At 71.7% G+C, this 22194-nt stretch carries 23 protein-coding genes; 8 read left to right on the forward strand and 15 right to left on the reverse strand.

What is annotated here, in order from left to right:
• Positions 1-1005 (reverse strand): AI-2E family transporter, encoded by a 1005-nt coding sequence (locus R9Z33_RS06610; protein WP_318650515.1) that lies wholly within the window; start codon positions 1003-1005, stop codon positions 1-3.
• 183 nt (positions 1006-1188) lie between these two features.
• Here R9Z33_RS06610 and R9Z33_RS06615 point away from each other — a divergent pair, with 183 nt between their 5' ends.
• Entirely contained in the window at positions 1189-1713 is a 525-nt protein-coding gene (locus R9Z33_RS06615; protein WP_318650516.1) for a hypothetical protein, read from the forward strand.
• Positions 1714-1738: 25 nt separating this feature from the next.
• Here the strand turns inward: R9Z33_RS06615 and R9Z33_RS06620 are convergent, their stop codons facing one another.
• From R9Z33_RS06620 to R9Z33_RS06645, 6 genes are all read right to left on the reverse strand, one after another.
• Positions 1739-2518 carry a 3-hydroxybutyrate dehydrogenase gene (locus R9Z33_RS06620; protein WP_318650517.1) on the reverse strand — a complete coding sequence of 260 codons (780 nt, stop codon included), beginning with the start codon at positions 2516-2518 and terminating at the stop codon, positions 1739-1741.
• A gap of 2 nt (positions 2519-2520) precedes the next feature.
• The gene (locus R9Z33_RS06625) at positions 2521-3273 is read right to left on the reverse strand and encodes an acetoacetate decarboxylase (protein ID WP_318650518.1); all 753 of its coding nucleotides are present in this window, start codon (positions 3271-3273) and stop codon (positions 2521-2523) included.
• A 2-nt stretch (positions 3274-3275) separates the two neighbouring features.
• Complete coding sequence (locus tag R9Z33_RS06630) at positions 3276-4454, reverse strand: patatin-like phospholipase family protein (protein ID WP_318650519.1); 1179 nt, start codon at positions 4452-4454, stop codon at positions 3276-3278.
• A gap of 167 nt (positions 4455-4621) precedes the next feature.
• Positions 4622-5374: an FkbM family methyltransferase gene (locus R9Z33_RS06635; RefSeq protein ID WP_318650520.1), complete on the reverse strand. Its 753-nt coding sequence runs from the start codon at positions 5372-5374 to the stop codon at positions 4622-4624.
• Positions 5371-6267, reverse strand: coding sequence for a VOC family protein (locus R9Z33_RS06640; protein WP_318650521.1), 897 nt, complete (start codon positions 6265-6267; stop codon positions 5371-5373). Before R9Z33_RS06640 ends, R9Z33_RS06635 begins: the two co-directional genes overlap by 4 nt.
• Positions 6264-6926: a glutathione S-transferase family protein gene (locus R9Z33_RS06645; protein WP_318650522.1), complete on the reverse strand. Its 663-nt coding sequence runs from the start codon at positions 6924-6926 to the stop codon at positions 6264-6266. Before R9Z33_RS06645 ends, R9Z33_RS06640 begins: the two co-directional genes overlap by 4 nt.
• An 84-nt stretch (positions 6927-7010) precedes the next feature.
• Here R9Z33_RS06645 and R9Z33_RS06650 point away from each other — a divergent pair, with 84 nt between their 5' ends.
• Together R9Z33_RS06650 and R9Z33_RS06655 are read left to right on the forward strand one after the other, a co-directional pair.
• Positions 7011-8183: a murein hydrolase activator EnvC family protein gene (locus R9Z33_RS06650; protein ID WP_318650523.1), complete on the forward strand. Its 1173-nt coding sequence runs from the start codon at positions 7011-7013 to the stop codon at positions 8181-8183.
• A 56-nt stretch (positions 8184-8239) separates the two neighbouring features.
• Positions 8240-8707: a GlcG/HbpS family heme-binding protein gene (locus tag R9Z33_RS06655; RefSeq protein ID WP_318650524.1), complete on the forward strand. Its 468-nt coding sequence runs from the start codon at positions 8240-8242 to the stop codon at positions 8705-8707.
• Between the two features lie 69 nt (positions 8708-8776).
• Here the strand turns inward: R9Z33_RS06655 and R9Z33_RS06660 are convergent, their stop codons facing one another.
• Positions 8777-9409 (reverse strand): flavin reductase family protein, encoded by a 633-nt coding sequence (locus R9Z33_RS06660; protein WP_318650525.1) that lies wholly within the window; start codon positions 9407-9409, stop codon positions 8777-8779.
• A gap of 172 nt (positions 9410-9581) precedes the next feature.
• Between R9Z33_RS06660 and R9Z33_RS06665 the strand changes: the two genes are divergently transcribed.
• Complete coding sequence (locus tag R9Z33_RS06665) at positions 9582-9848, forward strand: hypothetical protein (RefSeq protein ID WP_318650526.1); 267 nt, start codon at positions 9582-9584, stop codon at positions 9846-9848.
• Here R9Z33_RS06665 and R9Z33_RS06670 read toward each other — a convergent pair.
• From R9Z33_RS06670 to R9Z33_RS06700, 7 genes are all read right to left on the reverse strand, one after another.
• Positions 9826-11526, reverse strand: coding sequence for a flavin-containing monooxygenase (locus tag R9Z33_RS06670; protein WP_318650527.1), 1701 nt, complete (start codon positions 11524-11526; stop codon positions 9826-9828). The two genes, R9Z33_RS06665 and R9Z33_RS06670, sit on opposite strands and share 23 nt — an antisense overlap.
• Positions 11527-11618: 92 nt before the next feature.
• A complete protein-coding gene (locus tag R9Z33_RS06675) occupies positions 11619-11963 on the reverse strand; it encodes an FKBP-type peptidyl-prolyl cis-trans isomerase (RefSeq protein WP_318650528.1) in 345 nt (114 codons plus the stop codon).
• A 51-nt stretch (positions 11964-12014) separates the two neighbouring features.
• Positions 12015-12485, reverse strand: a complete 471-nt coding sequence (locus tag R9Z33_RS06680) for a hypothetical protein (protein WP_318650529.1) — start codon at positions 12483-12485, stop codon at positions 12015-12017.
• A gap of 116 nt (positions 12486-12601) precedes the next feature.
• On the reverse strand, positions 12602-14695 hold the full coding sequence (locus tag R9Z33_RS06685; RefSeq protein WP_318650530.1) for a hypothetical protein: 2094 nt from the start codon (positions 14693-14695) through the stop codon (positions 12602-12604).
• Between the two features lie 142 nt (positions 14696-14837).
• The gene (locus R9Z33_RS06690) at positions 14838-17519 is read right to left on the reverse strand and encodes a DUF4159 domain-containing protein (protein WP_318650531.1); all 2682 of its coding nucleotides are present in this window, start codon (positions 17517-17519) and stop codon (positions 14838-14840) included.
• A gap of 10 nt (positions 17520-17529) precedes the next feature.
• Positions 17530-18408: a DUF58 domain-containing protein gene (locus tag R9Z33_RS06695; protein ID WP_318650532.1), complete on the reverse strand. Its 879-nt coding sequence runs from the start codon at positions 18406-18408 to the stop codon at positions 17530-17532.
• Positions 18401-19396 (reverse strand): AAA family ATPase, encoded by a 996-nt coding sequence (locus tag R9Z33_RS06700; RefSeq protein ID WP_404830660.1) that lies wholly within the window; start codon positions 19394-19396, stop codon positions 18401-18403. The genes R9Z33_RS06695 and R9Z33_RS06700 overlap by 8 nt, the downstream gene beginning before the upstream one ends.
• A 166-nt stretch (positions 19397-19562) precedes the next feature.
• Between R9Z33_RS06700 and R9Z33_RS06705 the strand changes: the two genes are divergently transcribed.
• The 4 genes from R9Z33_RS06705 to R9Z33_RS06720 are packed head-to-tail and all read left to right on the forward strand — an operon-like array spanning position 19563 to position 22184.
• Positions 19563-20141 (forward strand): DUF1285 domain-containing protein, encoded by a 579-nt coding sequence (locus R9Z33_RS06705; RefSeq protein WP_318650533.1) that lies wholly within the window; start codon positions 19563-19565, stop codon positions 20139-20141.
• Positions 20138-20731, forward strand: a complete 594-nt coding sequence (locus tag R9Z33_RS06710; protein WP_318650534.1) for an NUDIX hydrolase — start codon at positions 20138-20140, stop codon at positions 20729-20731. Before R9Z33_RS06705 ends, R9Z33_RS06710 begins: the two co-directional genes overlap by 4 nt.
• Positions 20731-20985, forward strand: a complete 255-nt coding sequence (locus R9Z33_RS06715; protein WP_318650535.1) for a hypothetical protein — start codon at positions 20731-20733, stop codon at positions 20983-20985. Before R9Z33_RS06710 ends, R9Z33_RS06715 begins: the two co-directional genes overlap by 1 nt.
• On the forward strand, positions 20982-22184 hold the full coding sequence (locus tag R9Z33_RS06720; RefSeq protein WP_318650536.1) for a CCA tRNA nucleotidyltransferase: 1203 nt from the start codon (positions 20982-20984) through the stop codon (positions 22182-22184). Before R9Z33_RS06715 ends, R9Z33_RS06720 begins: the two co-directional genes overlap by 4 nt.
• The last annotated feature ends 10 nt before the right edge of the window (positions 22185-22194 follow it).

Here is a 22194-nt window from a genome sequence, read left to right on the forward strand (position 1 = left end):
TCAGGCAGGGCCGGGGTCGCGGCCGGAGAGCAGGTCGGCCACCCAGCGGGAGCGGGGGAATTGCTGGCAAATGGTCAGTGTCGCGATCAAGACCGGCACGCCGATGAAGGCGCCCGCGATGCCCCAGAGGAAGGAGCCGAGGAAGACGGCCAGCAGCACCATGAAGGAGGAGACGGCCAGCGTCTTCCCCGCCAGCAACGGCTCGATATAGCTGCCCGAGATGGTCTGGATCAGGTTCAGGCTGACGAAGACCACCAGCGCCACCTCCCAGGAGGCGAATTGCAGGATGGCGAAGATCGTGGGGAAGAGCGTGGCCACCAGCGGCCCGATGAAGGGGATGTAGTTCAGCACGAAGGCGATCACGCCCCATTCGGCCGCGAGGTCCAGGCCCATGAAGCTCGCGAAGCCCCAGACGCAGAGGCCGGTGACCAGGCTCATGATGCTGCGGACCAGCATGTAGACGCGGAACTTCTGGGCTGTCACCGCCGCCGCGCGCAGCAGCGCGGCCGGCGTCTCGCCCGGCATGCGGGCCATCTGCCGTTGCACCACCTCCACCTCCAGCAGGCCGAGCACGAGGAAGACCACGGTCACGATGGTGAAGCTGACGATGCCCTGCAGCCGGCCCGTCACCTCCTGCGCGATCCGCACCAGCCAGCGTGTGTTGAAGTTCTCGGCGAAGACGCTTGCCACCTCGATTCCCTGCGCCGCGAGGAAGGCCAGCTTCTGCGTGTAGAGCATCTGCAGCTGCGCGGAATTGGTCACGACCCATTGCGCCACGCCGCCGAAGGCCCACGCGATCAGCAGCGCCATCCCCACCAGCGTGACCAGCGCCACCGCCATGGTGACGAGCATGGCGAGCGGGCCGGTGAGCAGCCCCGCGAGCCGCCGTTGCAAGGGCCAGACGAGCGCGATGGCGAAGATGGCGAAGAGGATCGGCACGACGAGGGACTGCGCCAGCACCATGGCGCCCGCCACCAGGATCGCCGCGCAAAGGCCGAGCAGCATGTCAGGTTCCTTTCGGCCGCATCATGCCACCGGCCAATCGCCTTCTCCTATCGCATGGCTGTTTCGCGCCGCACAACGGGCGGCCGCGGCCTGGGACGTCCGGTTCAGCGGCGGGACGGAGTTCCCTGGCTTCGCGGCCGGGCGGCGTGCATGATGACGGCCCAGAACCGAGGGAGACGCAACATGGGTGTGGAATTCGCCGCCGAACGCCGCCTGCTGAGCGAGGAGGAGTTCGCCCCCGTCGTCAGCAGCCATTACCCGGAACTCGCGGCCCTGCCGCATGAGGATCTGGTCAGCCTCGCCCGCTGGCTGCGCGGCCAGCATGCCCGCGCGCGGGACATCATCCGCGGCCGGCGCCGGGTGCATCGCGGCAAGGCCGAGGCGCGCGGCACCGCCGCCGAGACGGCGAGCGACCGCGGCCTCCTCGAGAAGAAGCAGGTCTTCGCGCGCGGCCTGAAGCGCGTGAATGCCAGGCTGGCCGCCCTGCGGGCCGAGGCGAAGCGTGCCGAGGCGACGGCGGCGCTGCAAGCCGCGCTGGCGCGCCGCCAGGCCGCCCAGCCCCATCATCCCGGCGCGGGCGCGACGCCGGCCGCCGGGCCGGCCTCGCTGCCCAATGCGAAGCGCCGCGGCATCATCACGGGCGGGCGCGTGGGCAGCGTCTCCCAGGCCGGGCGCAACGCGCAGGCGGCGCGCGACGCGCGGGGCTGAGCGCCGGCGGCCCCAGCGGGGGCCGCTACTGCATGAACCATCCATGGCTCACCACCAGCGACTGGCCGGTGAGCGCGTTGGAGCCGAAGCTGGCGAAGAAGAGCGCCGTCTCCGCCACATCCTGGACCGTGGTGAATTCCCCATCCACGGTCTCCTTCAGCATGATGTTCTTCACCACCTCCGCCTCGGAGATGCCGAATTCCTTGGCCTGCTCGGGGATCTGCTTCTCCACCAGCGGCGTGCGCACGAAGCCCGGGCAGATGACGTTGGCGCGCACGCCATGCTTGGCGCCTTCCTTCGCGACCGTCTTGGCGAGGCCAATCAGCCCATGCTTGGCGGTGACATAGGGCGCCTTGAGCTGCGACGCCTCCTTCGAATGCACCGAGCCCATGTAGATGATGCTGCCGCCGCCCGGCCGCGTGTACATGTGGCGCAGCACCGCGCGCGTGGTGAGGAAGGCGCCGTCCAGATGGATGGCGAGAAGCTGCTTCCACTTGTCGAAGGGGAACTCGTCGAGCGGCGAGACGACCTGGATGCCGGCATTGCTCACCAGCACGTCGATGCGGCCGAACTTCGCCAGCGCCTCGGCGACGCCCGCCTCCACCTGCGCCTCGTTCGTCACGTCCATCGCGACGCCGATCGCGCGATCCGTCCCGCCCATCTCGAGCGCCGCCGCATCGGCCGCGGCCTTGTTGAGGTCCGCGATGACGACCTTGGCCCCCTCGCGCGCGAAGGTGGCGGCGATCTCCTTGCCGATGCCGCTCGCGGCCCCGGTGACGACGGCGACCTTGTCCTGCATCCGCATGGTCAGCTTTCCTTTCCAGGGTTGAGGTAGTCATGCACGACCCGGCCCAGCCCGAGCGTGAGGTCCGCCAGGATATGCGTGGCCGAGACGATCTCCAGCACCGGCAACTCCGCCACCGGCGCCAGCGCATGCGGCATGAGGGAGAGCGCGCCGGGGCCGGTCCAGGCGCCCTTCAGCGTCACATTCTCCAGCGTGTATTCGACCAGCTCGCAGATGCGGGGGGTGCCGTCCACATGCGGGATGATCTTCAGCAGGAAATTCGGCGTGAGCATGGAGGCCAGCACCGCCGCGTGATCCGCCTGCTGGTGCTTGAATCCCATGGTGCCGGTCGCGATGCGCACCGGCCCGTAGTCCAGCGTGCCGATCAGCGTGTCCACCTCGGCCTTCAGGCGTGGCTCCGCCAGCTTCTTGGGGAAGCCCCAGAGCTCGCGCCCACCTGCGATCGGCCCCTCATCGTTGAGGAACATGCAATGGGTGTAGCCGCCATGCCGCCCCTGGAAGGAGACGGGGATCACCTGGCCGCTCTCGGTGTAATCGCCGAAGCCGGTGGAGTTCGGCATGCGGATGAATTCGTATTTCACCAGCGGCGCGTCGATCATCAGCGGCTCCGGCACCAGGGCACGCAGCTTCTCCGGGTCCGTCCGGTAGGTGATGATAAGGTATTCGCGATCCACGAAGCGGTAGGGCCCGGGCGGATAAGCCGGGCTCGTCAGCGGCATCGCGAAGGCTTTCGCCCGCACGTCATCCTCGTTCATCGTCAGACCTCTCCCTGGTCGGTGGGGGCGCGGGGCGGGATGTCCTGCGTGTGGTGGAAATCGAAGGCCTGGAAATGCACGTCGCCTGGCGGCCGCTGGAAGATCTCCGGGTGGCTCAGGGCGAGCTGCGCATCGGCCAGGCCTGTCTGCCAGTGCTCGACCATGCTGCGGCGGGAGAAGTTGTAGTCCTTCGAATCCGCCTCGTAGGAGGGTGAGCGGTAGATCAGTTGCACGACGTTGTAGACTTTCCGGTCGGCGAATTCGCGCAGCATCCGCCCCTCCTCCGTCTGGCAGGCTTCGGGCGGCACGTCGCGCAGCAGCACGCTCAGCGCGCCGCGGATATTCTGCAGGTGCTTGAGGTGGTCCGTGCTGGCGCGGGTGCGGCTGGAGAACTGGATCTCCTTCTGCCGCACCGCGACCTCCGTGAGGTCCCGCGGCAATTCGCCGCGCGCGCTCCAGAGATCCACCTGGAAGGCCAGCGTGTCCCGCCGCTTGCGCGCCTCCACCAACCATTGCAGCGGCGTGTTGGAGACGAGCCCGCCATCCCAGTAGTACTCGCCGTCGATCTCGACCGCGGGAAAGCCGGGCGGCAGCGCGCCGCTGGCGAGGATGTGCTCGGCGCGGATCCTGTCGGTCTCGCTGTCGAAATAGGTGAAGTTGCCGGTGCGGACATTCACGGCGCCCACGCTGAACCGCATCTCACCCGAATTGATGCGGTCGAAATCCACCAGCGATTCCAGCGTCGCCTTCAGCTTGCTCGTGTCATAGAAGCTGGTCGCGCCCTCGCTGCCCGGGATCTGCGCGAAGGGCGGCGGGAAGCGCGGCTCGAAGAAGCCGGGCGCGCCCGTCACCAGCGCCTGCGCGGCGCCCCAGCGGTCCATCGCCTGGTGCAGGATGTTGCCGGCCTTGGGCGGCGTGTCGCCGAACAGGGCGCGCGTCAGGTTGGAGATGGGGCGCTCGGTCACCGTCTCCCAGAAGGCATGCAGCTGTGCCACGCGCCGCTCGGGCGGGTTGCCGGCGATGAGTGCGGCGTTGATCGCGCCGATGGAAATGCCGACCACCCAATTGGGCATCACCCGCGCCGCGGCCAGCGCCTCATACACGCCGCCCTGATAGGCACCGAGCGCGCCGCCGCCTTGCAGAAGCAGGGCCACACAGGGAAAGCCCTGCGGCGTGACCACGGCGGGCGCGGCCTGAGCGGGCGCGCTTAGGGCGGGTGAGCTACGGGCTGGCGGTTCGGCGGGGGCTTTGCGCTTTCGGCCGGGCGCAGTGGCCATGGGGTGATCCTTACCTGCGAGGGAAAGGATTGAGGCATGGCCACCGCCAAATGTCACGGCGCGATCCGGCGTCAGCCGTGTGAAACCAGCTCCGGGTTCGGCGTGGCATAGACATCGCCGCTATTGGCCTCGGCCGGCAGGTCGCGAAGCCATGCGGCCATGGCGTCCGCATCCACCGCCCGCGAGAATTCCCAGCGCATGCTCTCGCCGAGGCAGGCGTTGAAATGCGTGAGGCCGAGTGCGGTCAGCCGCTCGATGCAGGCATGCGCCACACCGCGCTGGATGGTGGTGAACTCGAAGGAGAGCGCGCGGGGCGGGCGGGAGAGGCCGGCCAGCACCTCCGCCTCCCAGCCCTCCACATCGATCTTCACGAAATCCGGCATGCCATGCGCGGCGATCAGGGCGTCCAGCGTGGTTCGGGGCAGGGGGATCTCGGCGTCCCACACTTGGCCCTCCCAGCCGGGGGCGCCCTGGGCGGCGGCGATGAAATCGGCGCTGGCCGTGGCGACGGTCGGGTTGGCGCTGTTCAGCCGCAGCACCGCCTCGCCCGCCGTGGCGCCAATCAGCGCGGGCACCAGCGTGAAGCCGGGCGCATCGCGGAACAGCAGCCGCAGTGCACGGCCAAGGCGCGGCTGTGGTTCGACGGCGACGACGCGCGCGCCGATGCGCAGGAAGCTCGCCGCGCGGTCCCCCACATGGCAGCCGACATCGAAGGCGAGGTCGCCCACGCCCAGGAAGCGCCGGTAGAAACCATCCAGCAGCGGCTGCCGTCCGGGCGCGTGATAGAGGCGCAGGCTGCGGCCGATCGCCGCGGCGTGGGTCACGGGTGGAAGACCAACGCGGCACCGGCGGCATGGGCGGGCGGCACCATCAGCGCGCCGCCGGGCAGTTCCACCAGCGGCAGGTGGCCGAGCAGGCGGCGCACCGCCGCATTGCCGTCGCTGGTCTGCACCCAGAAGCCCGCCATGAAGGGCAGGTCGGGGATGGTGACACCCGGCAGCGTCGCGGGCAGATCCTCTGGTGCGCAGATCGAGACGCGGGTCTCCATGGCCGGCGCCTGCGGCCCGGCGACGCCGGCGCCGCCAGGGAAGCGCAGCAGGAAGCCGCCCGCGCCGCGCGGCTCGATGACCAGGCCGGTCAGCTTGGAAAGGCGGCCCGCCGTCACCGCCGGCTCCGCGCTGACCAGCAGCAGTTCTGTCAGGGCCACCGCCTGGTTGGCGTGGTCCATCCAGCGTTCCTGCCAGATCAGCTCGGGCGTGTGGTGGGTGATGAGTTGCAGCCGGCCCTCCGGCGCATCGGGGTAGGGCAGGCGGGAGAATTTCGCGCGCGGCCCGTCCGGCTTGTCCACCGGGCGCTCGAGATGCGCCACACCGGGGATAGGAATGCCCGCGCGGCGCATGCGGGCGAGATTGGCCTCCGCGTCATCCATGCCCATGGCGAGGATGTGCAGCCCTTCATAGCGACTGATGAACCTGGACAGGCCATTGTCGAAGCGGCCGGGCTCCAGGATCGCCAGCAGCTCGATATAGCCGTGCTTCAGGAAGGCGCAGCGATTCCCGGTGGCGTAGAGCTCGACTGGCTTTTCGGGCGTGGGCCGCCCCGATTGCTGCGCGATGGGCGAGAGCGAGAAGCCCAGCGCCTCGAATTGCGCCGTCATCGGCCCGAGCTGCTGCGCGCAGATCCCGACGTGATCGAGCGCGAGGGCGGTGCTGGTCATGCCGGATCCTCGTATTTGGGCAGCAGCCACTCCTTGGGTTCCGCCATGGCACCGCGATACCAATCCTCCACCAGAGGATGCGCGCGCACCGCCGCCATGTAGGTCTGGCTCGTCGCGGAGAGCTCCGGCTGCCAGGTGAGGAAGCGGGCCACCACCGGCGCATACATGACATCCGGGATGGTGAAGGCGTCGCCCATCAGGAAGGGCCCGCCATGGAGGGCCAGCGCCTCGGCCCAGATCGCCTCGACGCGGGCGATATCGGCCAGCGCGCCGGGAGTGCGGCCGCGGCCGGGGAAGCTGCGGCCGAGATTCATCGGCATCGCCATGCGCAGCTCGCGGAAACCCGCATGCATCTCGCTCGCGATGCTGCGCGCATGGGCGCGGGCCTTGCGCTCCGCCGGCCAGAGCGCTGGGGCGAATTCCGCGCAGTATTCGGCGATGGCCAGGCTCTCCCAGATGCGGGCGCCCTGATGCTCCAGATAGGGGACAAGGCCGCTCGGCGAATTCTCCTGCACGGCGGGGCTGCCCTTGCCGCCGGTGCCGGCGAGCGGGAGCACCACCTCCTCGACGTCGAGCCCGGCCAGCTTCACGGCCAGCCAGCCGCGCAACGACCAGGAGGAATAGCGGCGATTGCCGATGAAGAGGCGACCTTCGGCCATGGTGTTGTCCCTGATTCCGTGGCCGCTTTTTCGCACGCGCGCGAAAGGCTGGCGACACCCCCTTGGCTCCCGTTACCAAGGCGCGTGATCCGCCTGCTTGCCCTCTTGCTGCTGCTGATGGGCCCCGCCCTGGCGCAGGATGTCCCGGCCGCCCGCCGCGCGGCCGAGGCCGAGCGCGCCGCCGCCGCCCAGGCCGCCGAGCGCGCCCGGGAGGCCGCCACCCAGGCGCAGCAACTGGCCGCCGAGCGCATTGCCGGCGCCGCCCGGGTGCAGGCCGCCGAACGCGCGGCCCTCGCCGCCGGCGGCCGGGCCGAGGCCGCCCGCCGGGCCGAGGCAGAGGCCCGGGCCGAGCAGGAGCGCATCGCGGCCGAACTCGCCCCCCTCATGCCGCTGCTGATGCGCCTTGCGGCGCAGCCCGCGCCCATCCTGCTCGCCGCGCCGCTGCCGCCCGCCGAGGTGGCCATGGGCCTGGCCGCGCTCCGCGCCATGCTGCGCGAGGCGCAATCCATGGCGGAGGCGCTGCGCACCGCCGAGGCTCGCGCCGGTGCCGAGGCGCAACGCTTCGCGGAGGAGCGCCGCCAGCGCAGCCTCGCCGAGGCTGAGGCGCGCCAGGCCAGCATCCAGCTCGACCGCCAGCTCGAGGCGGCGCGCCAGCAACTGGCCGAGCGCAGCGCCGCCGAGCGCGCCGCCGCCGCACGGGCCGAGGAGGCCGTCGCCCGCGCACAGAGCCTGGAGGAGGCGCTGGCCCGGCTGGAGCGAGAGCAGGCCCGCCGTGCCGAGGCCGAGCGACGCGCCGAGGCCGAACGCCGGCGGGAGGCGGAGCGCCGGGTGGTGGCACAACGCCCACCCCTGCCAGAGCCTGCCCCTGCCCCTGCTCTGGCCCCCTCGGCGGGTCCCTCCCTGCCCGTGGCGGGCCGTCTCGTCCGCGGGTTCAACAGCCCGGGCGAGGGCGGGCCCGCCAAGGGCATGACCTTTGCCGCCTCGCCCGGTGCGCGGGTCACGGCGCCTTGCGGCGGCAGCGTTGCCTTTGCCGCGCCGTTCCGCAGCTATGGCCGCATGGTGATCCTGGATTGCGGGCAAGGGCAGCACCTGGTGCTGGCGGGCATGGAGCGGCTGGATGTCTCCGCCGGCCAGCGCGTCCAGGCGGGCGAGCCGGTGGGGGTGCTGCCGGGCGCGGGCACGCCCACCCTCTATGTCGAGCTGCGGCGGCGGGGCGAGGCCGTGGATCCACGGCCGCTGGTCCGGGCCGGCGCTTGACGCTGCCGGCCGGACGGGCCATCCGCGCGGCACAACGAAACCAAAAGGATCGCGCCATGCCGCAGCCCGCCCACCCCGCCGCCGTGAACGGCCTCACCCTCGCCCAGGCCGAGGCGATCGCCGATGCCGCCCTCGCCAAGGGGCGCGAGATCGGGCTGTTGCCGCTCTGCGTCGTCGTGCTGGACGCGGGCGGCCATGTGAAGGTGACCAAGCGCGAGGATGGGGCGAGCCTGATGCGGCCCGAGATCGCCATGGGTAAGGCCTATGGCGCGCTCGCCATGGGCTTCGGCACGCGTGAGCTGGCGCGCCGCGCCCAGGCCATGCCGGGCTTCACCAATGCGCTCTCGGACCTGACGGGCGGCCGCGCCGTGCCGGTGCCGGGTGGCGTACTGGTGCGTGACGCGGCGAACATCCTGCTCGGCGCCGTCGGCATTTCGGGCGACGCCTCTGCGCAGGACGAGGTCTGCTGCATGGCGGGCATCGAGGCCGCTGGCCTCGTTCCCGACAATGGCGACCCGGCCTGAAGCGACCCTTGGGCCAAGCCAAGGGACTGGTTCACGCCTTTGGTGGATCCCCCAAAGGCGAACAGGCTCTCACCGATCCGGCTGGCCGGGGGCGAAGCCGCCCCCGTCCATCGGGCGCAGCGCCTCGAACATCTCGGTGACCGCGGCATAGTCGCGGTAGCCGCAGCGGGCGAGGGGGGTGGCGGCCAGCGTGTCAAAGCGGCCATCGCGCAGATAGGCCTCGTCGATGTGCACGCCCACCACCTCGCCGATGATCATCCAACCTTCCAGCGCGCGGCCCGACGCATCCTTCAGCTGGAAGGACTGCGCCACGCGGCATTCGAGCGAGGCGGGCGAGGCGGCGACGCGCGGCGCCTTCACGATGCGGCAGGGCGCCGTTTCCAGTCCCGCGGCCTCGAACTCGCTCTCGCCGGCCGAGAGCGCGCCGGAGGAGATGTTCATCGCCTCGAAGAGCGGCCGGGTGCAGAGGTTGAAGACGAATTCGCCGGTGGCGATCGCATTGGCGGCGCTGTGCTTCATCGTCTCGCTGGTGAAGCAGAGCATGGCGGGGCGGGAATGCACCGCGTTGAAGAAGCTGTAGGGCGCCAGGTTCGGGCGCCCCTGCGCATCCAGCGTGGAGATCCAGCCGATCGGGCGGGGCGCCACGATGGCCTTGAAGGGATCATGCGGCAGGCCGTGGCCCAGGCGCGGTTCGTAGAACATGGCAACTCTCCAGAACTGGCAGTCTGCCGCAATCTGGCCCCCGGCGGGGCGCCTGGGAAGCCGCTTGCGCCATGCGGGATTCGGGCCCATCTCGATCCCGCGCCAACCTGTGGCGCGAATCCGCGTTAGGCATGGGGTGGCTTCTCCCGAAGGACCCTCTGGAGGACGATCCGTGTTCAAGGTGCTGTACCGCTTCTCGGGCCACAACTACGCGAGCCGCATGGAAGGCGGCGGGAAGTTCTCCGAGGGGCAGTTGCAATTCCTCACCATCCCGCGCGTCGGCGAGCATGTGCAGATCCTCGACCACAAGAGCATGTCGGTCGCCAATTCCCGCACGATCGACCCGCAGCACAACGGGACCTACGTGGTCGAGCGCGTGACGCACAGCCTGGTCGAGAACACGAACGAGATCGTGCTCAGCTTGCGCCGCGACTGGTGACGAGACCCGCCTCGCGCGCCTTGATCTGCATGGCGAGGAATTTCGAGTAGATCCGGCACTGCGCGAGGCTGCCGGCGGTGAACCACAGCCCGTCCTGCGCCGTCGGCCGCCACATGTTGCGCAGCTCGCCCCCCGCATCGAAGCCCCAAACGGGGCCAACGCTATCGGCCACCGCATCGCCGAGATAGGCGCGCACCGTCTCCTGCTGGTTCTTGTAGCCGGTGGCGAGGACGAGCAGTTCCGCCGGCACCACGCGGCCATCCTTCAGGCGCAGGCCTTCCGCCACGACGCGGTCCACATCGGCGTATTGCACCAGCCCGATCTCGCGCCGTGCGATCAGGTCCGAGCAGCCGACATTGAAGTAGTAGCCACCGCCACGCTCCAGATACTTCATCTGGAAGCCCATCGAGCCTTCCTCGTTGTCCAGCCGGAAGCCGGCGGCGGCGAGCGCATCGAGCAGCGGCTGGTCGAGCTTGCGCGAATGCGTCGTGGCGCGGCGATAGGCTTCGCACAGCACAGGATAGGGCATGGCGGTGGCGAGCAGGTCGCAATCGCGGATCGGCAGGCCCTCGGTGTAGATGGAATAGACGCGCTGCGCCTCGCTGAGGCTCACGATGTAGGTCGGGCTGCGCTGGACCATGCTGACCTGCGCGCCGGAGGCGTGCAGGTCCTGCGCCACGTCATGCCCGGAATTGCCGGTGCCAAGCACGAGCGCGGGCTTCCCCTTCCAGGCATGGCCCGCGACATACTCGCCCGAATGCATCACCTGGCCCGCGAAATCCTCGAGCCCCGGCAGCTTCGGGCGGATCGGGATGCTGCTGACGCCGGTGGCGAAGACGATGTGCCGCGGCCGCATGACGCGCGTGCTGCCGTCGGCGCGCTTCAGCGTCACCTCCCAGGCGTCGCCCGCGCGGTGGCCGGAGACCAGTTCCGTACCCGTCCAGAAGTTCAGCTCCATCGCCTCGACATAGAACTCGAACCAGTTGGCGAGCTTGTCCTTCGGGATGAAGACCGGCCAGGTGTCGGGGAAGGGCAGGTAGGGGAGGTGGTTGACCGAGGTCTCGTTGTGCAGCGTCAGCGCGTGGTAGCGCTTGCGCCAATTGTCACCGATGCGCGCCGCGCGATCCACGATCAGCGTGTCCACGCCGAGCTGGCCGAGGCGGGCGGCGATGGAGAGCCCCGCCTGCCCGCCGCCCACCACCAGCACGGCGGGGTCGTGATCCTGGTAGGCGCGCGCGCGGTTGCGCTTGTCGAGCCAGTTCTCGCCGCCGAATTCGCGGCTGTAGTCGGGCAACTCCACCTGCCCCTCGCCGGCCATCGCGTCCAGCGCCGTCAGCAGCGTCCAGGCGCGGCCTTCCACCAGCCGCGCAGCGCCGGCCCCGGCGCCATGCTCGGCGTCAAAGGCGAAGATCACCTCCAGGCATTCGACGCCCGCGCGCTGCACGCGGCGCGGGGGTGAGCGGCCGGGGTCGAGACGGAAGTTTCTCGCCCGCGCGCCGCTCAGCGCGGTGGCGATGGTGGTGGCGCCGGTTGTGGTGCGGATGTCCCAGCCGAAGGCCAGGATGTCCCGCCAATGGCCGTCGGGCTGGAAGACGCCGCTCACATCGCCGCGCGCCAGGGCGGCCTCGAAGGCGCCGAGCCAGGCGGTCGCGGCCGCGGTGTGGTCCATGGCGTTCATGGCGTCGTCTCCCTGATGCGGGAGGAAGCCCACAGGCTGCCGGGCGGCGCGTCAAGCCGCCCGGGGCCGTCTTCGCGATTGAGCGGCGACGCTCAGCCGACTTCGAGCAGTTCCACGTCAAACACCAGCGTGGCGTTGGGCGGGATCACGCCGCCTGCGCCGCGTGCGCCGTAGCCGAGCTCGGGTGGCAGGACGAGGCGGCGGTGGCCGCCCACCTTCATGCCCACCACGCCCAGGTCCCAGCCCTGGATCACATGGCCGGCGCCGAGCGGGAAGCGGAAGGCATCGCCGCGATCGCGCGAGCTGTCGAACTTGCGGCCTTTGTTGTCCGGCGCCGCGGCGTCGTAGAGCCAGCCCGTGTAATGCACCGCCACGGGACGCCCGGCGGTCGCGGTGGCACCCGTGCCCAGCGTCACGTCGGTGAAGAAGTCGGTCATGAAGAATCTCCAGGTGATGGGGGGGACGATGCCCCCCGCATCAGGGCTGTATCAGCGGGGCGCGATTTCGGAAATCAGCAGCTGCGCAGGGACGCCCGCGCCGCGGCCGTAATGGCCGATCCAGATGTCGTACTGGCCGGATTGCGGGTTGGTGAAGACGATCCCGGGATCGGTGCCGCGGAAGTCGTCATTGCAGATCCAGCGCCCGTTCGGCAGGTTGATGACGAGTGTCACATCGCTGCGCGCCGTCGCCGAGATGTAGAGCGGCAGGCCGCCACCGGCACGGTAGTTCAGCCGCACATCGGGTGGCGTCGCGATGGAGCCGACGCAGCCCGGGCCGCCGATGCGCTCGGCCGGGATGGTGCCGCCGGCCGTGATGTTCACGACCGTGGGGTCGGGCGCGAAGTTGAAGTTCAGGTTCAGCGTCCCGAAGGACGGGCGGCGGTTGACATCCTGCGCAACGACGCTGCCCGCCGTCATGGCGAGGGCGGCGGCCGCGACGGCCAAGGTGCGTGGAAACATGGAAGGAGCTCCCTCAGGGTTGGTGGCAAGGTCGGCGGTACCGCCTGCGCAACCAGCGTCCATCAACATGCAAAATCTGACAAGCTGAAGCTGATCCTTGGCTCAAAATCAAAAATTCAGCGCGCCTCGCGCCGCCAGGCGAGGATGGCGACCCCCAGCAGCAGCGGCAGCATCAGCCAGGGTGGCAGCAGGGGCAGGGCGGCGATGCCGGTCACCGTGTGGTCGTCGCGCTTGCGCAGCCCGATCCAGCCCGAGCCCTGGGCATCGCGCCCCGCCGCGACGGAGCGGATCTCGGGCAGGCTCGTGCCCTCGCCGACCCAGCGCGCCGCACCGCCGGTCGCGTTCACCAGCGGCTGGAGCCGCGCGGGATCGGAGCGGAGATCGCTGAATTCGGGCGGGTTGGCCGGCATGGCGGCGGCGAAGGCCTGGCGGCGCCCGTCGCTGACCTGCCAGAGGCCCGGTGCTTCGGCCGGGGCTTCGGCGCTGGCGCGGCCGCCCACGCCCGGGGTGAGGGGCGCGCGGAAGCTGCTGCCATCCGGCGCGATGATGGTGACCTCGGGCGGTGCCGCGGCGTCCAGGCTGCGGCGCGCGATGAAGAGGCGTCCGGCCTCGATCCGGGCCGTCAGGTCCTCTTCCTCCAGCTCCGGCTCGCGCATCAGCCAATGCGCGGTGCGGCGGAGCAGCTCCTGCTGCGGCCCGCCGCCATCATGCCCGCGCGACCAGAGCCAGATGTGGTCCGAGAGCATCAGCGCCACGCGCCCCTGGCCCACGCGGTCGAGGATGAGCAGCGGCGCGCCGCCCGCCCCTTCCATCAGCGTGGCCCCCGCCCGCGGCTCGGCGCGGATGGTGCGGTACCAGCGGCCCCAGCTCGGCTCGGCGGTCTCGGTGTTGCCGCCCGGCATGCCCTCGGTCACCGGGTGGCGCGCGCCGGCGCCACTGATCCGCGGGCGATAGGCCTGCTCGATGATGGCCTGCTGCGGGTTGAGCGGGCGCGCTGGCAGCACGGCGCCGAGCGGCGTTGCGGCGAGGCTCGTCGGCCCCACGAATTCCGGGCCGACCGAGAGCAGCAGCGCGCCACCGGCCCGGACATATTCGGCGATGTTGCGCATGTAGCTGGGTGGCAGGATGCCGCGATTGGCGAAGCGGTCGAACACGACGAGGTCGAACTCGCGCAGCTTCACCTGGAACAGCTCGCGCACCGGGAAGGCGATGAGCGCGAGTTCGTTCAGCGGCGTCAGGTCATCCTTCTCGGGCGGGCGGAGGATGGTGAAGTGCACCAGATCCACGCCGGGATCGGCCTTGAGCAGGCGGCGCCAGGTGCGCTCCCCCGCATGCGGCTCGCCCGAGACGAGCAGCACGCGCAGCCGGTCCCGCACGCCGTTCAGCGTGACGACAACGCGGTTGTTCACGTCACTCACTTCGCCCGGCCGCGTCTCGGCGACGAGATCGATCACGGAGGGGCCGGCACGCTCGATGGGCAGGGTGATGCGGTGCTCGCGCCCGATGGGCACGGCCTCGGTGATCGGCGCCGCGCCGTCGCGGCGGAGGGTGAGCTGCGCGGTTCCCTCGCCGCCGCCGCGCACGCCGAGATCCTCGATGATGAGGCGCAGCTCCACGCTGCGGCCGACGATGCCGAAGCCCGGCGCCTCGATCAGCCGGATGCGGCGGTCGGTCTCGCCGGCGCGGCCAGGCATGAGCAGGTGCAGCGGCACGCCCTCGCCCGGCGCCCAGCTGCCATCGGCCGGCACGTCATGCACCTGGCCGTCGGAGAGCAGCAGCACGCCGGCGAGGCGCGCGGCGGGAATGTCGGCCAGGGCGCGTTCCAGCGCGGCGAAGGCGCGGGTGCCCTGGTTGCCGCCCTCGGGGATGTCCACCACGCGGAGTTCCACGTCGCGCATGCGGCCCAGACGCGCTTCGATGGCACGGCGGGCGGCCTCGATGCCGGCGGCGTGGTTGGCGGCGACGCGCGTGCTGTCGCTGCGGTCCACCAGCAGGAGTGCGATGTCGGGCCGTGTCTCGCGCGTCTGCTCGACGAGGCGCGGCTGGGCCAGCGCGCCCAGGATCAGCGCGAAGGCGGCCGCGCGCCACCAGACGCCCCGCGCGCGGCGCAAAGCGGCCGGCAGCAATGCCAGCGCGCAGAGCAAGGCCAGCGTGCCCAACAGCCAGAGCGGCAGGATCGGCGCGAAGTCGAAGGCGAGCGACGTGTTCAAGCGCCCCAAATCCTCAACATGCGCGACGGCCCGCCAGGATCATGACGCCCTCCCAAGGTTCCGCGCTCCGTGATGGTCAACCACGACACAGCACCCATCAGGCCCCCCCGCCAAGGCGCCGAAGGCGGGGTCGTGGGGAGCGTCAATTTCCGAGCCTCTCGAGGATGGCCGGCACATGCACCTGGTCGCCCTTGTAGTTGCCGGTCAGCGCGTACATCACGAGGTTGGCGCCGAAGCGGTAGGCGAGGATGCGCTGCCGCGCGCCGCCGGGGACCGCCGCATGCAAGTTCTGCCCGCGCGCATCCACCGCCCAGGCGCCCGCCCAGTCGTGCCCGCCGATGACGACGGGCGAGACGCTGTCATTGGCGCGGTCCTGCTCGCGGCTCACCCAGACCGTGCCGCCGGCGAAGCGGCCAGGCAATTCGGCCAGCAGGTAGAAGGCCCGGCGCAGCACATGCTCTTCGGGTACCGGCATGAGGGGCGGGATGGCGAGGCCCTGCGTCACGCGACGCAGCGCGGCCCGCGCGCCGGGCGCGAAGCCCTCGCCCGAGCCCTCGTCGCGCGTGTCGAAGAGGATGATGCCGCCATTCCGCATGAAGCCGTTGAGTGCCGCCGTGGCCGCGGCGTCGAGCGCTGGGGCGTCCGGGCGGATGGCGAAGTAGAGCAGCGGGTAGAAGCTCAGGTCATCGCGCCCCGGGGTGACCCCCACCGGGTCCGCCAGGGTCGCGGCGGTGCGGCGGTTCACGAAGTCGGAGAGACCGACCAGGCCCTGGCGCGTCGTCTCGTCCAGCGCCGCATCGCCGGTCAGCACGTAGCCGAGGCGCGTGACCAGCGCCGATTGCCCGGGATTCTCCTGCGCCATGGCAGGTGTGGCGCAGAGCAGCAGGGCGATGGCCGCGGCGCGGGCAGGCAGCAGCAGGCCGCGCAGCCGCAGCGAGACCAGCAGGTCCGCCGCCAGGATCAGCAGAGCCGCGGCCAGCAGCCAGGGGCCGAGGTCGCGCTCGGGCGGGATGCTTGCGATGGTGCGGAGCGTGGTGCCGGCCGGGGGCGGGGCGTGCAGGGCGGGGGCGGGCAGGGTCTCGCCCAGGTTCACGGCGCGGCGAAAGCCCTCGCCGCCCGCGGTCCCGTACCAGCCGGGCGGATGGCGTGCGGAGATCACCACCTCGCCGGCAGCGGGCAGCGGCTGGGCGCCGGGCGGTGGCGGCACGGCGCGGCCGAAGCCGTCCAGCGCCTCCAGCGGTGCGAGCATCGACTCGCCCTCGGTGCCCGCGACGCCGCCCGACAGCGCGACGAGGCGGCGCAGCATCTGCACGAAGAGGCCGGAGAGCGGCAGGTCCGACCATTCGGCGGTGGCGGTCACGTGGAACAGCACGATCCGCCCGGCGCCGCGCGTCTCGGCGGTCACCAGCGGCGTGCCGTCCGCGAGGCGCGCCCAGACGCGCTCTGCCAGGCGCGGCGAGGGTTCAGCCAGCACCTGGCGCTCGATCGTGACCTCGGCCGGCACGGCGAGGCCGGCGAAGGGGGAGCCCTCGGGGAAGGGGGCCAGGCGCTGCGGCTGCTCCCAGGAGAGGGAGCCGCCCAATTGCCGCTCGGCGCGGAGCTGCACCGGCAGCAGCGGGTCCGGCCGCTCCGCGAGGCGCGCGCCGGCGAAGCGGATGAGCAGCCCGCCCTGCTGGACGAAGCGGGTGAGGGCGGCCAGTTCCGGCCCTTCCGCCACGGGCCGGTCGGCCAGGATGAGGACCGAGATGGGCCGCGCCAGCAGGCGCTCCACATCGCCCCGGCGCAGTTCGGCGAAGGGGGTGAGTGCGCGCTCGAGGTAAAAGAGGTCACCGATCAGCGGCGCGTCGGCGCCGTCCTCGGCGCCGGGCAGCAAGCCCACCGGGCGGCGGCGGAAGCGCTCGTCGAGCAGGACCACCGCCCCGGCGCCGTTCTCCTCCGCGAGGTCGAGGCGATGGACGCGGTTGCGGATCTCGGTCGGCAGTTCCAGCACCGCCTGCGCCTCGGTGGCGCCGGCGCCGAGTGCGAAGCTCGTGCGGGCCAGGGCGCGCCCATCCTGCGCGCGGGCGATCAGGTTCGCCTCGCCAGCCACCGGCACGGGGGACTGGCGCAGCGTCGCGATCAGCCGGTCCCCCTCGGTGCGGGGCGGGGCGAGCAGGCGCACCGGGCGCTCCTCGGCGCGGGCCAGGGTGAGGGCGGGGCCGAGCCGCGCCATCAGCGCCGCGGCCGCCGCCCCGTCATGATGGGCGAGGCCGTCGGAGAGATAGAGCGCGGAGAAGCGAGCTGGCTCGCTGCGGCTCCAGGCCTCGAGGGCGGCCAGCGCTGCCGCGCGCTCGGGCGGCCAGGCGCGCGGGCGCAGCGCGGCGAGGCGGGGGGCAAGGTCGCCTGCCGGCATGGGGCCGATCACCCGGGGCGCGGCCGCGCCCTCGCCCGGCGCCGTGGTCAGCAGGGCGGCGGGTCGCCCCTCGCGCCCCGCGCGGTCCAGCTCGGCCTGGGCGATGGCGATGCGCAGCGGCCAGTCGGGCCCGGAGGCCCAGCCATCATCCAGCACCAGCAGCAGCGTGCCCGCGCCCGCGGCATCGCCGCCCGGCCCCAGCACCGGGCGGGCGAGGCCCAGGATGAGCAGGGCGGCGGCCGCGATCCGCATCAGCAGAACCCACCAGGGCGTGCGGGCGGGCGTCTCCTCGGCCAGCGGCAGGTCGCGCAGCAGCATCGCGGCCGGGAAATCCATCCGGCGTGGCTGCGGGGGCGTGACGCGCAGCAGCCACCAGAGCAGCGGCAGGGCCGGCAGGGCGAGCAGCAGCCAGGGGGCGGCGAAGGAGATCATGCCCATGGGCTCATGATGGCGCCAGGGCCTGCCACAGCGCCAGCAGGGCGGCATGCGGCGGGTGGTCCGTGCGATGGGTGGAGAAGCCCCAGCCCGCGGCCCGCGCCATGGTGGCGATGCCGGCCCGATGCGCGGCCAGGCGCTCGGCATAGAGCGGGCGGATGGTCTCCACGCGTGGCACCAGCAGCGGCGCCTCGCCCTCCAGCCCGTCGAAGCGGATGCGGCCGGCATAGGGCAGCGTCTCTTCCGCCGGGTCCATCACCTGGAGCAGCTGGCCGCGCACCGGGCGCGCGGCGAAGCTCGAGAGCGCGGCCTGGATTTCCGGGATGGGCTGGAGGAAATCGCCGATCATGACGAGGCGCGCATGGCGCGGCACGGCCATGTCCAGCCCGGACGCGTCCGCCGCCTTCCCGCGCAGCAGCGCCATGGCTAGGGCCGGCAGGGCCGCGCGGCCCATGAAGGCGCGCCGGTCGCCCTGCACCAGCCGCACGCGCTCTCCGCCGCGCAGCAGCAGGGAGGCGAGGGCGAGCAGCAGCAGGTCGGCGCGCTCCGCCTTGGTCTCCAGGCCGCGGCCGGAACGCCAGTCCATGGAGGGCGAGGGGTCACGCCAGAGCAGCACGGTCTGCGCCGCCTCCCACTCCGTCTCGCGCACGAAGAGGCGGTCGGCCTTGGCGCTCTGGCGCCAATCCACGCTCGCCGCCGCGTCGCCCGTCGTGTAGGGGCGGAATTGCCAGAAGGCATCGCCATGGCCGGAACGGCGCCGGCCATGGACGCCCTGCATCACGGTCGCCGCGATTCGCTCGGCCGCGACGACGAGAGGCGGCAGCCGGGCGGCGGCCGCCTCCGCCCGGGCGGGCGAGGCGGGGGCCGGGGTGGCCAGCTCAGCCAAGGCCGGCCTTCAGCTCGGCGATCACGTCGGCGAGCTTCACGCCATCGGCCCGGGCCGCGAAGGAGAGAGCCATGCGATGGCGCAGCACCGGCTCGGCCAGGGCCAGCACGTCGTCCAGGCTCGGCGAGAGGCGGCCATCCAGCACGGCGCGCGCGCGGGTGGCGAGCATGAGCGCCTGGGCCGCACGCGGGCCGGGACCCCAGGCCAGGTTCTCGCGCACGCTGGGCAGGCCATCGGGGCCGGGGCGCGCGCCGCGCACCAGCTTCATGATGGCGTCCACCACCTGCTCGCCCACCGGGATGCGGCGGATCAGCTGCTGCGCCGCGATGAGTTCCTGCGCCGTCATGGCCGGCGTGGCGCGCGCCTCGCTGGCGCCGGTGGTGGCGAGCAGCATGGCGCGCTCGGCCTCCTCGCTCGGGTAGTCCACCTCGACTTCGAGCAGGAAGCGGTCGAGCTGTGCCTCGGGCAGGGGGTAGGTGCCTTCCTGCTCGATCGGGTTCTGCGTGGCGAGGACGTGGAAAGGCTCGGGCAGGGGCATGACCTGGCCGCCGATCGCCACCTTGTGCTCCTGCATGGCCTGCAGCAGGGCGGACTGGGTGCGCGGCGAGGCGCGGTTGATCTCGTCGGCCATCAGCAGCTGGCAGAAGACCGGGCCGGGCAGGAAGCGGAAGGCACGCTTGCCGTCCGCCCCTTCTTCCAGCACCTCGCTACCCAGGATGTCGGCCGGCATGAGGTCGGGGGTGAACTGCACGCGGCGTTCGTCGAGGCCCATCACCGTGCCCAGCGTCTGCACCAGCTTCGTCTTGCCAAGGCCGGGGACGCCCACCAGCAGCACATGGCCGCCGGAGAGCAAGGTGATGAGGACCTGGTCCACCACCTCCTCCTGGCCGAAGATCACCCGCCCGATGGAGGCGCGGGCCTTCTGCAGGCGCGCGCCCAGGGATTCGATCTCGGTCATCAACGAATTGCTGTCTGCCACTTCACCCATGTGGTTGCTGTTCCCATATTGACGAGGTGCGGGGGGCGATGCTGCGCTGGGTGTCATCGCCGAACCACACGGTGGATTGCCAGGGAAGACTATGCCGCCCCATCGCCGGATCAAAGCATCGAAAATGACACCCGCCCCGGAATGGGCGCGCCGGAGTGATGATTCCGTGAGCAACCCGCCCTCTGCCGCCACCCCGGTGGCCGCCCCGCCGCGGACGCCGGGCGCCAAGCGTGACTGCGGCGATCTCGACATGCGGATCGCGCGCGACGGCACCTGGTACTACAAGGGCAGTCCGATCGGCCGGAAGGAACTGGTCTGCCTGTTCGCCAGCGTGTTGAAGCGCGAACCCGATGGCAGCTACCTGCTGGAGACGCCCGTCGAGCGCGGGCGGATCGAGGTGGAGGACGCGCCCTTCGTCGCCGTCGAGATGGTCTGGCGCGATTGCGAATGCGGCGGCGCCGTCCGGCAATGCCTCAGCTTCCGCACCAATTGCGACGAGGTGGTGCCCGCCAACGCCGAGCACCCGATCCGCGTGCAGCTCTGCCCCCGCACGCGCGAGCCGCGGCCCTACATCATGGTCCGTCCCGGGCTCGAGGCGAAGATCAACCGCGCCGTCTTCTACGAGATGGTGGCGCTCGCCGTCACCGAGACGGTGGATGGCCGCGACCTGATGGGCGTCTGGAGCGAGGGCGTCTTCTTCCCGATCGACGAGGCGGTGGCGGATCCCGTGCTGGCGGCGGAGTGAACGCGGCCTCCCTGCGCGCGCGGCTGAACCATCCCGGTTTCCTCGATTCCCTGCCGCCCACTACCAGCGATGACGGCGCGCTGCCCCATGCGGGCGCGATCAAGCCGGCGGCGGTGCTGGTGCCCCTCATCCTGCATGATGACGCGCCCTCCGTGCTGCTGACCTGCCGCGCGGCGCATCTCAACAACCATGCGGGGCAGGTCAGCTTCCCCGGTGGCCGCATCGAGCCGGGCGAGACGCCGGAGGCCGCGGCGCTGCGCGAAAGCGCCGAGGAGATCGGCCTCGATCCCCGCTGGCCTTTGCTGGCCGGTCGCATGCCCTCCCACCGCACCGGCACCGGCTACGAGATCACGCCCATCATCGGCATGCTGGAACCTGGCTTCACCCTGATGCCCGATCCGGCGGAGGTGGCGGCTGCCTTCGAATTCCCGCTCTCCGTCCTGCTCGACCCCGAAGCCCCACGCCGTGAGCGGAAGGAGTGGAAGGGCCGCATGCGCGAATACTGGGTCTGGCCGCATGGCGAATATTTCATCTGGGGTGCGACGGCCACCATCCTGGTCAATCTGGCGCGTGGCCTGCGGGAGGCCTGATGGCCGCACTGCTGGAATTCTCCCTCTTCGCCCTGCCCTTCCTGGTCTACCTCGCCTGGTGGCGCGTGTCCGGGCGGAAGCCGGGGCATGAGCCCTCCCGCCGCATCCTGACGCTGGCCGCCATCGGCGTCGCCTGCGGCGTGGCGGGCGCGGTCTATTACGGCCTCTCCCGCAGCTTCGAGCGCGGCGAGCGCTATGTGCCGGCGCGGATCGAGCGCGGCGTGATCACGCCGGGCGAGGGCGTCTCGCGGTGAGCCTGCCGGCCTATCTCCGTGCTGAGGGGCCGCAGCGCGTCTTCGCTGCCCTGCCCGGCGCGCGCGCGGTCGGTGGCTGCGTGCGGGACGCGCTGGCTGGACTGTCCGTGCATGACCTCGACATGGCCGCGCCATTTCCGCCCGAGGTGATCGCCGAACGGCTCGCCGCCGCCGGGTTCCGCGTCTTCGAGACCGGGCTGAAGCACGGGACCGTGACCGCCGTGCTGGGCGGTGCGCCCATCGAGGTGACCTCGCTGCGCCGCGACGTCACGACCGATGGCCGCCACGCTGAGGTGGAATGGACCACCGATTGGGATGAGGACGCCGCCCGGCGCGATTTCACGATCAACGCCATGTCCATGGGCGGCGATGGCGTGCTGCATGACCCCTTCGGCGGTCAGGCCGACCTTGTCGCGCGGCGCGTGCGCTTCGTGGGCGATGCGGACCAGCGCCTGCGCGAGGACTATCTGCGCGCCTTGCGCTTCTTCCGCTTCCAGGCGCGCTATGGCGGCCCGGTGCCCGATGCCGAGGCGGTGCGCGCCATCCGCGCCGCCGTGCCCGGCCTGGCCCGGCTTTCGGCCGAGCGGGTCTGGAGCGAGATCAAGCGGCTGATGGCCGCGCCCGACCCGCGCGAGGCGCTGCGCCTCATGGCCGAGACCGGCGTGCTCCCCGCCGTGCTGCCCGAGGCGGGCGAGGTCGCGCGGCTGAATCTCGCGCTCTCCCGCGGCGTCACGGAGGTCGTGCTGCGCATGGCCATGCTGCTGCCGGTGGGCACCGACATCACCGCTCTTGCTTCCCGCCTGCGCCTCTCGGGCGAGGAGGCGGCCCGGTTGCGCGCGCTGCACGCCATCGCCGACGCTCCCGCGCCCCATGAGCGGGACCCCGACACGCTGCGCCGCTTTGCCGCCCGGGCGCGCATCCGCAGCGAGGCGGCGCAGCCGGCGGAGATCCTGCTGGTGGCGGCCGCCGCGCATCCGCACGAGGATTATGCCGGCCTGCTGGCCGCCATGCCCCCCGGGCTCGGCCCCGCCTTTCCGCTGCAGGGGCGCGATGCGCTGGCGCTCGGCCTGCCGCATGGCCCGCGCATCGGCCAATTGCTCGCCGCCGCGCGGGAGTGGTGGCTGGCGGGCGGCGCCAAGGCGGACCATGCCGCCTGCCTGGAACAACTGCGGCAACTGGCCGAAGCCGAGACTTCCTGATAGCGGGTCG

It is taken from the genome of Sediminicoccus rosea, assembly GCF_033547095.1.
GTDB lineage: Bacteria > Pseudomonadota > Alphaproteobacteria > Acetobacterales > Acetobacteraceae > Roseococcus > Roseococcus rosea.